This is a genomic window from Mesorhizobium sp. B3-1-9, assembly GCF_006439595.1.
Classification (GTDB): Bacteria; Pseudomonadota; Alphaproteobacteria; order Rhizobiales; family Rhizobiaceae; genus Mesorhizobium.
In genome coordinates, this window is the sequence record NZ_VFTJ01000001.1 from 214,106 (window position 1) to 225,376 (window position 11,271).

At 62.9% G+C, this 11,271-nt stretch carries 10 protein-coding genes; 8 read left to right on the forward strand and 2 right to left on the reverse strand.

The window, feature by feature from the left end; translation table 11 throughout:
* The first annotated feature begins 91 nt into the window (after positions 1-91).
* The 7 genes from FJW07_RS00980 to FJW07_RS01010 all read left to right on the forward strand — a co-directional run bounded on the left by FJW07_RS00980 (position 92) and on the right by FJW07_RS01010 (position 7,322).
* On the forward strand, positions 92-469 hold the full coding sequence (locus FJW07_RS00980; RefSeq protein WP_140644806.1) for a hypothetical protein: 378 nt from the start codon (positions 92-94) through the stop codon (positions 467-469).
* A 130-nt stretch (positions 470-599) separates the two neighbouring features.
* A complete protein-coding gene (locus tag FJW07_RS00985; RefSeq protein WP_140853867.1) occupies positions 600-1,484 on the forward strand; it encodes a glycoside hydrolase family 16 protein in 885 nt (294 codons plus the stop codon).
* Between the two features lie 133 nt (positions 1,485-1,617).
* Entirely contained in the window at positions 1,618-2,949 is a 1,332-nt protein-coding gene (locus tag FJW07_RS00990) for a UDP-glucose/GDP-mannose dehydrogenase family protein (protein WP_140644808.1), read from the forward strand.
* A 90-nt stretch (positions 2,950-3,039) separates the two neighbouring features.
* Complete coding sequence (locus FJW07_RS00995; RefSeq protein WP_140853869.1) at positions 3,040-4,488, forward strand: GMC family oxidoreductase; 1,449 nt, start codon at positions 3,040-3,042, stop codon at positions 4,486-4,488.
* An 11-nt stretch (positions 4,489-4,499) separates the two neighbouring features.
* Positions 4,500-4,943: a hypothetical protein gene (locus FJW07_RS01000; protein WP_140853871.1), complete on the forward strand. Its 444-nt coding sequence runs from the start codon at positions 4,500-4,502 to the stop codon at positions 4,941-4,943.
* A 34-nt stretch (positions 4,944-4,977) separates the two neighbouring features.
* Positions 4,978-6,198, forward strand: a complete 1,221-nt coding sequence (locus tag FJW07_RS01005; RefSeq protein WP_181182528.1) for a glycosyltransferase family A protein — start codon at positions 4,978-4,980, stop codon at positions 6,196-6,198.
* A gap of 44 nt (positions 6,199-6,242) precedes the next feature.
* Positions 6,243-7,322, forward strand: a complete 1,080-nt coding sequence (locus tag FJW07_RS01010) for a glycosyltransferase (protein WP_140853875.1) — start codon at positions 6,243-6,245, stop codon at positions 7,320-7,322.
* Positions 7,323-7,326: 4 nt separating this feature from the next.
* On the opposite strand, the gene FJW07_RS01015 is transcribed toward FJW07_RS01010, so the two are convergent.
* Together FJW07_RS01015 and FJW07_RS01020 are read right to left on the reverse strand one after the other, a co-directional pair.
* Entirely contained in the window at positions 7,327-8,349 is a 1,023-nt protein-coding gene (locus FJW07_RS01015) for a phosphoribosyltransferase (protein WP_140853877.1), read from the reverse strand.
* Between the two features lie 46 nt (positions 8,350-8,395).
* Positions 8,396-9,892, reverse strand: a complete 1,497-nt coding sequence (locus FJW07_RS01020; protein WP_140853879.1) for a lipopolysaccharide biosynthesis protein — start codon at positions 9,890-9,892, stop codon at positions 8,396-8,398.
* A 195-nt stretch (positions 9,893-10,087) separates the two neighbouring features.
* Here FJW07_RS01020 and FJW07_RS01025 point away from each other — a divergent pair, with 195 nt between their 5' ends.
* A complete protein-coding gene (locus FJW07_RS01025; protein ID WP_140853881.1) occupies positions 10,088-11,263 on the forward strand; it encodes a glycosyltransferase in 1,176 nt (391 codons plus the stop codon).
* Positions 11,264-11,271 lie beyond the last annotated feature (8 nt).

Sequence of the window (11,271 nt, forward strand, 5' to 3'; positions counted from 1 at the left end):
AAATCCGCATTCGCAAAACTATGATGTTGCCTAGTCGCCGCGGTAGTGGCAGTCTATGCTGCAATGCAGCAATTTCGAAAGGCCGACAGGGATGGCTTCGATTTTTGGCTTCAGATCCCGGGATCCGGCTCGCGACCGCCAGACCGATCTCCAGCGTTTCGACCGGCTGGCGAAGCTGTTCGACCAGATCGCTGCCGAGATCGAGGCGGAGAAGACCGGGCTGGAGAATCGCTACAGGTCGACGGCCGCCAACGCGGCCTTTCTGGTCGAGGCGATGGAGAATGGTTCGGCGTCGACCAGCAAGGGCTCGGATGTCAGCGCGATGACGAATTCGATCCTGAACTGCGAGCGGCGCATTGCGGAGCTCGTTCGCCAAAAAGGCCTGGTTAAGGAACTGCGTCATTCGCTCGACGCGATCGTCGAGGATGGTGCCGATCGGTCGGCACCGCAGTCCGCGGCAAGAGGCTGACGGCGCCTTCGGGTGTCGTCATCGGTACGAGACATTAGAGGAGTTCAAGAGGGCGAAGGTTCGGAAGCGGCTCGCTCGCGCGGGCCAAGGAAGACTTTGGGTTGGGCGGACAACACAAGGTGAGTTTGTTATGAACGCAGATCCCAGCAACACCTCCACCATGGCGGTGTGCGACAAGTCGCATACGCCCGGGAATGGATTAAACAGCCTGCGGCTCGGCGTGATCGGCGCCTTGTTCGCCATCGCAGCGACCCTTGCGGCGAGTCCGCATCCGGCGCACGCGCAAGGGACGCAACAGGAGCTGCAAAGCGCGCCGTCCTTCGTCGATAATTTCTCGAATTTCGACCGGTCCCGCTGGTTCGTCTCGGACGGCTGGACCAATGGCGCCCATCAGAATTGCACCTGGTCGAAGGATCTCGTGCGGCTTTCCGATGGCGTGCTGTCGCTGGGCTTCGAAAAGCGCAAGCTGAAGGACCGCGATTTCGCCTGCGCCGAGATCCAGACCAAGCAGCGCTACGGCTACGGTGTCTACGAGGCGCGCATGAAGACCGGCACCGGCTCAGGCCTCAACGCCGCCTTCTTCTCCTATATCGGTCCGCAGGACAAACAGCCCTGGGACGAGATCGACTTCGAGGTCCTCACCAAGGATCCGTCGAAGGTGCAGGTCAACAGCTACATCCAGGGCAAGCCGAAGAACGGCAAGCTGGTCGACGTCGAAGGCGGCGCCGACAAGGGTTTCAACGACTACGGCTTCGTTTGGGAGAAGGACCGGCTGCGCTGGTATGTCAACGGCAAGCTCGTCCATGAAGTGACCAATCCCGACGAGTTGCCGACGCATTCGCAGAAAATCTTCTTCAGCCTCTGGGGCAGCGACAAGCTGACCAACTGGATGGGCGCCTTCGTCGATCCCGGCAGCAAAGTGACCATGGAGGTCAAGCGCGTCGCTTTCACCGCTTTGGGCCAGCCATGCCAGTTTCCTGAATCGCTGGCATGCAGCATAAGTAACAGCAACTAGGCATGATCCCGAAAAGTGGGAACCGGTTTGCGGATTAAGATCATGCCGAACCAACTAGGCCGTTGGGCCTGAGGGACATCTGAACCGGCCGGACCACCTTTTGTGGCCCGGCCTTTGACAGGAATAGAACCAAATGAATTTGACGGTGTTTGGGATTGGCTATGTCGGTCTCGTCCAGGCCGCTGTGCTTGCCGAGGTCGGCCACGAGGTGGTGTGCGTCGACATCGACGAGAAGAAGGTGGAGCGGCTCAACCAGGGCCTGATCCCGATTTTCGAACCGGGCCTGGAGGCCCTCGTCAAGGAAAACCACGCGGCCGGCCGCATCCGCTTCACCACGGACGCGGCAGCGGCGGTCAGGCATGGCCAGATCCAGATGATCGCGGTCGGCACGCCGCCGGGCGAGGATGGCTCGGCCGATCTGAAATATGTGCTCGCCGTCGCCGAAACCATCGGTCGTGAGATGGACAGCGCCAAGATCGTCGTCGGCAAATCGACCGTGCCGGTCGGCACCTGCGAAAAGGTGAAGGCCAGGATCGCCGAAACGCTGAAGAAGCGCGGTCGCGAGGATCTCGGCTTCGATGTCGCCTCGAACCCCGAATTCCTCAAGGAGGGCTCGGCGGTCGCCGACTGCATGAAGCCGGACCGCATCATCGTCGGCACGTCCAGCGAGGACACCGAGATGGTGATGCGCGAACTCTACGCGCCGTTCAACCGCAACCACGAGAAGATGATCGTGATGGATGTGCGCAGCGCCGAATTCACCAAATACGCCGCCAACTGCATGCTGGCGACCAAGATCAGCTTCATGAACGAGATGGCCAATCTCGCCGAGCAGCTGGGCGCCGACATCGAGGAGGTGCGCAAGGGCATCGGCTCGGATCCGCGCATCGGCTACCACTTCATCTATCCCGGCCTCGGCTATGGCGGCTCCTGCTTCCCGAAGGACGTGCGCGCGCTTATCAAGACCGCCGAGGGCGTCAAGTTCGACGCCAAGCTGCTGCGCGCCGTCGAGGAGCGCAACAATGCGCAAAAGTCGGTCCTGTTCGACAAGGTCAACCACTATTTCAAGGGCGCGCTCAGGGGCAAGACATTCGCCGTCTGGGGGCTGGCCTTCAAGCCCAACACCGACGACATGCGCGAGGCGCCGTCGCGCACGCTGATGGAAGCGCTGTGGGCGGCCGGCGCCAAGGTCCAGGCCTACGATCCCGAGGCGATGCAGGAATGCCAGGCGATCTACGGCCTGCGCGACGACCTGCTCTTGTGCGGCACCAAGGAAGCCGCGCTGCGCGGCGCCGACGCGCTGTTGATCTGCACCGAATGGAAGAGCTTCCGCGCGCCGTCCTTCGACGCGCTCAAGGATGCGCTGACCACGCCGGTCATCTTCGACGGCCGCAACCTCTACGATCCCAAGGTGATCGCGCGCTACGGCATCGAATATTTCTCGATCGGCAGGATGGCGGCATGACGATGGCCGCTTGCCTCGAGGACGATGGCCGCCGCGAACGACAACGGGGCCGACAATGACCATGCGCGTAGAGCAGGAGGGTTGGATCTGATGGTGCTCGACGTTCGGCCCGAACAAATCGCCAGCGAGCATTTCGATCTCGTCGTCATCGGATCCGGCTTCGGGTCGTCCTTCTTCCTGCACGAATTCCTGAAGCGGCGCAAAGCCCGCGTCCTGGTGCTGGAATGGGGCCGCCACAACACGCATGAGTGGCAGCTCAGCCAGAACGCCAACACCGACATAGACGATGAAACCACCTACGATACCGACAATCCCGACAAGCCGTGGAACTACACGATCGGTCTTGGCGGCGGCACCAATTGCTGGTTCGCGCAGACGCCGCGTTTCCATCCCAACGACTTCAAGCTGAAGAGCACCTACGGCGTCGGCAATGACTGGCCGATCAGCTATGACGACCTCGAACCGTTCTATGGCGATGCCGAGGAGGTCATGTCGATCTCCGGCGATCCCGACATGGCGCGGATGCTGCCGCGCTCGCGGCCGTTTCCGCAGCCGCCGCATCGCATGTCGACACCCGACCGCATGATGAAGGCGGCGCAGCCGGATCAGCATTTCGTCATGCCGACCGCCCGGGCGCGCGTGGCGACCTCGCAACGCGCCTCATGCTGCGCCAATCTCAGATGCTGGCTGTGTCCGGCGGACGCCAAGTTCACCGTCAACAACGGGCTGATGCATGTGTTCCAGCATCCGGACGTCTCGGTCTGTTTCGGCGCCGAGGTGCGCCGGTTCGATCATGCCGGCGGTGCGGTCCGCTCCGTCACCTTCGTCCACAAGGGCAAGGAATATTCGGTCGGCGGCGATCTCTTCATCCTCGGCGCCAATGCCATACAGAGCCCCGCGATCATGCTGCGCTCCGGACTTGGCGGCGAGTTCGTCGGCTTGGGCTTGCACGAATCCTATGGCTGGAATTACGAAGCCTATCTCGGCGGCGTCGACAATTTCGACGGCTCGACCATCACCACCGGCCTGAATTTCGGTCTCTATGACGGGCCGCACCGGGCCGAGCATGCGGCGGCGCTCGTCTATTTCGAGAACCGCTGGCAGCACGGCATGCGCGCAGAGAAGGGAAGGCTGCGGCAGGTGCTGCCGCTGGTCATCGTCACCGAGAACCTGCTCGACCCGGAAAATCGCGTCGTGCTCGACAAGGACGAGAACGCCTTCGTGACCTTCAGGGGCGCGTCGGACTACGCCACCAAGGGCATGGCGAAAGCGCTGGAAAGGTTGCCGGAACTGCTCAAGCCGCTGCCGGTCGAACAGATTTTCGATCGCGGCATAAGGCCGACCGAATCGCATGTGCAGGGCACGTTGCGCATGGGCACGGGCCCGGTCGATTCCGTGGTCGACCGCGACATGATCCACCACCAGTTCAGGAACCTCGTGGTCGTCGGCACCAGCACCTATCCGAGCTGTTCCTGCGCCAATCCAAGCCTGACCGCGGCTGCCCTGTCCTTGCGGGCGGCGGGGAAGCTGGCGGCATGAGGGAGGGGTCGATGAAGATCACGCGCCGCACCGCACTGGCCATCGTCGCCGGCGGCATTGCCTCCACCGGCATCGCGGCCGCTGCCATCTCGTCCTTATCGGACGAGGATCTGGTTCGCGTCACGCTCGAAAAATATTTCGGGCCGCTCAACATGCGCATCGAGCACCTGCAGCAATTCGTGCTCGAATTCCAGAACCGCAACCCCTGGATATTCCCGAGCGCTAAGGTGGCCGATGCGGTGACGCTGGCGGAAACGGTGAAGCTCGGCAAGGCGCGCGAGCTGCTGCCTCAGGACAAGCGGCGCGACCTCCGCCATTTCGACCGCTGGGTTATCGCCGAGTTCCACATGCTGACCGATTATGCCTGGCGCAACTCGCCCGACGATCCGATCCGCTTCACCGGCTGGCATCCATGCACCAATCCCTTTGCCAATCTCGATCTGCAGAATGCGTAAGGCAGGCGGAACAGAAGACAGTATGAGGTCACCAATGGCTGCACCGCGGAAACCGACGGTCACCGTCATCGTTCCTACCTTCAACCGGGAAAAGTTCCTGCCCGAATCCATCGCCAGCCTGCTCCAGCAGACCGTGGCGCCGGATCAGATCCTGATCGTGGACGACGGCTCGACGGATAACACCAGCGCGGTGGCGGCCTCTTTCCCCGCGCCGGTGGAATATTACCGCAAGGAGAATGGCGGCAAATCGACGGCGCTGAATTTCGCCCTGAAGCACTGCACGGGAGATTTCGTCTGGATATTCGACGACGACGACGTCGCGCACCCGACGGCGCTCGAGCGGTTTCTCGCCGCCTTCGAGCGGGAGCCGGCCGCCGATTTCGCTTTCGGTGAATATGCGCGTTTCCAGCAGTCGGCTCAGATCCAAGAGCAGAATTACGAGATCGTCGCGTTCGGCCACGTCAGCCAGGACAATTTCTTTCCGTCCCACCTCGAATATTGCCACGTCCACCAGCCGGGTCTGCTGGTGCGCCGCAAATGCTACGACGAGGTTGGAGGCTTCAATGAAACCCTTGTCCGGTCGCAGGACTACGAGATGATGCTGAGGCTTGGGCGCCGGTTCAAGGGCGTCAGGGTCGACGGCCTCATGTTCTTCCAGCGCCAGCACGACATGGTCCGCGGCAGCACCAAGGTGGTGATTTCCTATACCGACCGGATCAAGGCCTGGGGCTCGTACGACCGGGTGATCATGGAAGAAGTCTACAAGTCGGTCGATCTGCATGAGTATCTCGACCGCTCGGAGCAGGCCTTGCCGAAGACGGCCGATCTCGAGATGCAGGCATTGCTGCAGCGTTCGAGCATCATGGCCAGGAAGGGTCTATGGCACCACGCGGCCGAAGACATCCGCCGCTACGCCCTGCTTGCCGAACGAGCCGGAAAGACCTCGCTCAGCGACAAGGAACGCGCCATCGTGCGGCGTACATTCGAAGCCTACGATACGGGCCTGGCATCCGCCCCCGCCGACGAATTCGTCTCGGCGGTGAAGGCATGGAAGTCGGGAGCGCTGAGGGCCGACATCGTCAGGGAATACATGCATTCGTTTCCTCACTACCTGGCGCAGGACTTGAAGGCGGGAAAGGTGATCCCGGCATCGAAGTTGTTGCGGGAGTACTCGACGCTGTCGCTTTCCGCCTCGGTCAGCCGCCTGTGTCAGGCAATGACTTCGAAGCTTCCATTGGCGCGCAGCGCAAGCTGATCGGCCCGCATGCTCATCCGCCGGGCCGGATTAGGAGTCGAATGATGAAAGTGCTTTTTGCGAGCGGCAACGGATACATTCCCGAGTTCACCGGCGGCGTGCAATCCAACACCCACCATCTGGTCGAACAGCTGATCGAGCACGGCCACCAGGCATCGGTCCTCGCCTCGCTGTTCGGCGACGGCATGTTCGGCCTCAAGGCGCGCGCCAAGATGAAGCTGTTGCGGCAGCCCGCGGTTGTCGACAATTTCCCCGGCTATCCGGTGATGCGCGCCTGGTACCCTTGGGAGGCGGCCGGCTTCGCCGTCGGGAAAACCAGACCCGATGTCGCCGTCGTGCAGTGCCACAAGTCGGTCCTGCTCGGAAAGGCGCTTCTGGCGGAGGGAGTGCCGCTGGTCGTCTATCTCCACAATGTCGAGTTTCACGAACTCGCCGGCGATCCGCGCGAACTCGGTTCGGCTATATACATCGCCAATTCGGAGTTCACGGCGCGCACCTACAAGGAAAAATTCGGCATCGAGTCCATCGTTCTTCCGCCGACCATCAACGACGCGCTCTACTGCACGCACACGACTGGCGAATTCGTCACCATGATCAATCCCTATGAGGAAAAGGGTTTCGATCTGGCGGTCAAGATTGCGGCCGCCTGTCCGGAGATTCCCTTCCTGTTCGTGGAAAGCTGGAAGCTGGACGACGACCACCGCGCCCGCGTCGAGAAAACCATTGCGCCGTTTTCGAACATCAAGCTCGAAAACCGCACCAACGACATGAAGACGGTCTATGGCCGCACCAGGATCCTGCTTGCCCCGAGCAAATGGGAGGAAGCCTGGGGCCGCGTCGCATCCGAGGCGCATTGCAGCGGCATCCCGGTCGTCGGATCGAAGCGTGGCGGCCTGCCCGAAGCCATCGGGCCCGGCGGCGTGTTGCTCGACTACGATGCTCCGGTCGCTGACTGGGCCGCGGCGGTCCGGCGCCTGTGGAACGACCGCCCGGAATACGAACGGCTTTCGGCCGCGGCTATCGCCTTCTCCAAACGCCCGGAGCTCGACCCCGCGCGGCAATTGGTTGTGTTTCTCGATCTTCTCGAAAGGGCGGCCCGGCAGGGCGTCCGCCGCGCCGCCTAATTTCTTATGCCGGGCGCTTCACCCGGTTCTTCAGCGCCTGGTAGCCGCGCTCGCCGAGCAGCGCGCGCGCCGTCGCCTTCACGGCCTGCTTTCGCCCGTCGAGTGAATTGATTTGTCTCAGCCGCGCCGGCAGGTTGCGCGCCGCCTGCTGCAGCGCCGGCAGCGACAGCGGATCGGGCAGGCTCACCATGTTGGCTTCGACGCACAGCACCGGCTTGCCGGAGAGCTTGGCGATCCTCTGCGCCTGCTCGTGCTCGCTCTCGATGAACAGGATGGCGTCCGACTTGCGGTAGAACTCGGCCTTGAAGCTGCCATGCGCGCCGAGCCGCTGCCGCTCTGCCTTGTTGGGCAGATCGAGCATGATGAGATGATCGTATTTGATGTCGCGGCTGGCGAGCCATGCCTCGGTCAGCTTGCGGTATTTTTCCAGCCGGCTCGTCACCAGCCAGCCGATCTTGCGGGTCGGCCCGAGCAGCGGCCGCGCCTCGGCCAGGAATTTCTCATAGGCCGGGCCGTCGTCGTTTTCTTCCTCGGTCGGATCGAGGCAAAGCACGCCGTCAATGTCGACGCAACATTGCTCGAGGAAGACATGGTGCATGAAATTCCACTGGAACATCCTGGGATGCGGCACGGCCTCGAAGACCATGTCGGTTTCCTCGTGCTGCAGCGACAGGCCGAACACGGCGGCGAAGATGAAATCGCCCTCGATGCCGCTGGCCGCGACCTTTTCGCGCGCATCGCGCATGGCGGTGCCGCCGATGATGCTGTCGTCGATCACCAGGATCTTGCGCATCTCGGAAGCCTGCCGGTCGAGGCCCGCCCAGCGTTTCGTGATCCCGGAAGTATAGATCCTGCCGGCCAGGAAGCTGTCGAGATCGGTCATCGGGATGTTCGCGATCAGGCTGACCATGGTGCCGGCGAGGATGCCGCTCCTCGGCACGCCGACAACCAGGTCGATGTCGCGCGGCAGCCGGTGCAGGTTGCGTACGATCGCGTCGTTCATGTCTGAAATCGATCGGTAGTTCATGCGGTTATCCCTGTCCTGAAGTCAGCATTTCGCGAGCAGGCCGGGCTCATTTGGCCCCGCTCGGGGCTGCGAGGACCCCTCGTGCCGGGATCAGCCGCAAGGCCTCGCGAAGCGCTTCGCGGCCGGCGCTGAAGGCAAGTGCGACGACAATGGTGGCAAGATAGGAGAGCGCCGCGCCGGCGGCCAGCGCAACGACGGGCGGCGCCTGCAGCATCGGTTTGGCGAGCCAGACCAGGCCAAACGCCAGATGCGCGCCAAGCACGAAAGGCAATGCCGCGTGAAGCACATGGCTGGCCTTCAGCGGTCCGTGCCTGCCGACATAAAGCCACAGGAAGGGCGTGCGCATATATTCGCTGATTGCGTAGGCGACCGCGACGCCCAGCGCCCCGTAGGGCAGGCCGATGGCGAAGGCCAGCACCGAGGTCACGGCGGTGACGATACCCCAGCGCATGAAGTCGCCTGAGCGGCCCTGGCTTACGAACAGCCATCCCGCGGGGTTGTTGAGCGGCTGCAGCAATCCGGCAAAGCCTAGCGCCAAGAAGATCGGCGCGCTCCCCCGCCACTGCTCGCCGAGCACGAAGGGAATGAGCGTGTCCGACATGGCGGTGGCGAAGGCGACACCCGGTAGCGCGACCAGAAGGATAAGCGGCATGACACGCAGATAGGCGCTGCGGTAGCGGTCCGGCTCGTCCTTCAATCGCGACAATGCCGGCACCATCACCTTCGACAGCGGGTTGGTGATCTGGCTGAGCGGGAAGAGCAAGAGCTTGTAGGCGCGGTCGTAAAGGCCGAGCTGTGCCTCGCCCCAGTATTTGCCGATCAGCACATTGTCGAGGTTGCGGGCGAAGAAATTGGCGAAGTTGAAGCCGGTGATGCCGGCGCCGAAATTGATCAGCGCGCCGATGCCTTCGACCTTGCGCGGCAGGCCGGGACGCCAGCGCGAAAAATACCAGTAGCACAAGGTCGGCAGCACCGCGCTCGCCAGCGTGCCGGCGAACAGCGCCCAATAGGAGCGATCGATGAAGGTCCAGGCGATCGAGACGACGACACCGACGATGGCGCTGGCGATGTCGATGATGGCCAGCCGCGTGAACTCCATGCGGCGCGTCAACAGCGCCACATGCTGGGCTCCCAGGCCATAGGCTATGATCTGCAGGCCGAAGGCGGCAACGAGGCCTGTCACGCGCGGCTCGCCATAGAAGGCGGCGACCAGCGGCGCCGAGGCCGCAAGCACGCAGGCCAGCAGCGCGCTCACCGCCACGTTGATCCAGAACAGGTAGTTGACCTCATCGTGACGGATACCGCTCTTCTGGATCGTCGCCTGGGTCAGGCCGAAATCCTGGAACAGCGCGATGAAGGCAAGCACCGGCGCGCACATCGCCACGACGCCGAAATCCTGCGGCGACAACAAGCGCGACAGCACGATGACGGAAATGATCTGCGTCGCCACCCGCACGCCTTGCGCGATCGCGGTGACGACCGCGCCGCGTCCGACCGATTTGCGCAGAGAGCCCTCAGGCGGATCGAATGCACTGGTTTCCAAATTCAGGATCCCTGATCTTGCATCGGTCCGACATCGTCGCGACCGGCGCCCGCCGCCATGCATAAGCTACCGCAAGATGTTTTTGCAGTGCAACAAAAAATCTGCGGGCGCTTGCTACGCCGCACCAAAATTGTTGCGATGCAGCAAAAGCTGTACTAGCATCCCCGATGGGTGGGCCAACAGCGGTCGAGTTACATGCTGCATGTCTTGTACCTTGTGCATGACGTATCCGACCCGGCGGTGCGCCGGAGGATTCAGATGCTCAAGGCAGGCGGCGCCAGGGTCACCTTGGCGGGCTTCCGCCGCACCACCGGCCCGGTCGCCGAGATCGAGGGTGTCGAGCCTGTCGACCTTGGCGCGACGCGCGACGGCCGATTCGCGCAGCGCATCGGCGCGGTCGCCAAGGCAGCCGTGTCGATCGGCGCGAAATTGGGCGCCGTGTCCAGGCCCGATCTCATCATCGCGCGCAACCTCGAAATGCTGGCGCTGGCCCGCCGTGCCAATGGCGCGCTCGGAGCGAGTGTGCCGATCGTCTATGAATGCCTCGATATCCACCGTCTTGTGCTGCGCGACGATTTCGTCGGCAGAACGCTGCGTGGCGCCGAACGTCATCTCGCCCGCGACGTGAAGCTTCTGGTGACGAGCTCGCCGGCCTTCATCGCCAATTATTTCGAGCCGTTCGGGCAGATCGGCGCGCCTGTCGAGCTGATCGAGAACAAATATTTCGAGGTGGCATCCGTTGTCGCCGCGCATTCTTTCGAGGATGACAGCCCGGCGACGCCGCCTTGGCGCATCGGCTGGTTCGGCGCGCTGCGCTGTCGCCGCTCGCTGGAGCTGCTGGCCGATTTCACCCGCCGCCAGGCGGGCCGTTTCGAGGTCGTGCTGAGAGGCCGCCCGGCGCTGTCCGAATTCCCGGATTTTCACGGTTTCGTCGAGGCCGAGCCCTGGCTTTCGTTCGAGGGGCCTTACCGCAATCCGGAGGACATGGCCGCAATCTATGGGCAGGTGCATTTCTCCTGGGCGATCGATTTCTTCGAAGCCGGCCAGAATTCCGAATGGCTGCTTCCCAACCGCCTCTATGAGGGCTGCCGCTTCGGCGCGGTGCCGATCTCGATGGCGGACACCGAAACCGGCAGGTTCCTGAAACGGCAAGACATCGGCGTGCTCCTGCCCGAAGCGACGCCCGAGGGCATCGAGGCGATGCTGAGCCGGATGGATCAGGATCGATATCGCGGCCTGAAGTCGCGCGTGTTGGCGCGCAACCCCAGAACCTGGAGCTACGACCGCAGCGATTGCGCGGCCTTCGTCGACAAGCTGCGCGGCCTTGCCGCAATGCCTTCAAATTTTGCGACGACGGAGGCGGCGGCGTGATGGCGGGG

Coding starts and splice junctions, on each gene's coding strand:
- FJW07_RS00980 (WP_140644806.1), top strand. CDS start 92: ATGGCTTCGATTTTTGGCTTCAGATCCCGGGATCCGGCTCGCGACCGC.
- FJW07_RS00985 (WP_140853867.1), top strand. CDS start 600: ATGAACGCAGATCCCAGCAACACCTCCACCATGGCGGTGTGCGACAAG.
- FJW07_RS00990 (WP_140644808.1), top strand. CDS start 1,618: ATGAATTTGACGGTGTTTGGGATTGGCTATGTCGGTCTCGTCCAGGCC.
- FJW07_RS00995 (WP_140853869.1), top strand. CDS start 3,040: ATGGTGCTCGACGTTCGGCCCGAACAAATCGCCAGCGAGCATTTCGAT.
- FJW07_RS01000 (WP_140853871.1), top strand. CDS start 4,500: ATGAAGATCACGCGCCGCACCGCACTGGCCATCGTCGCCGGCGGCATT.
- FJW07_RS01005 (WP_181182528.1), top strand. CDS start 4,978: ATGGCTGCACCGCGGAAACCGACGGTCACCGTCATCGTTCCTACCTTC.
- FJW07_RS01010 (WP_140853875.1), top strand. CDS start 6,243: ATGAAAGTGCTTTTTGCGAGCGGCAACGGATACATTCCCGAGTTCACC.
- FJW07_RS01015 (WP_140853877.1), bottom strand. CDS start 8,349: ATGAACTACCGATCGATTTCAGACATGAACGACGCGATCGTACGCAAC.
- FJW07_RS01025 (WP_140853881.1), top strand. CDS start 10,088: ATGCTGCATGTCTTGTACCTTGTGCATGACGTATCCGACCCGGCGGTG.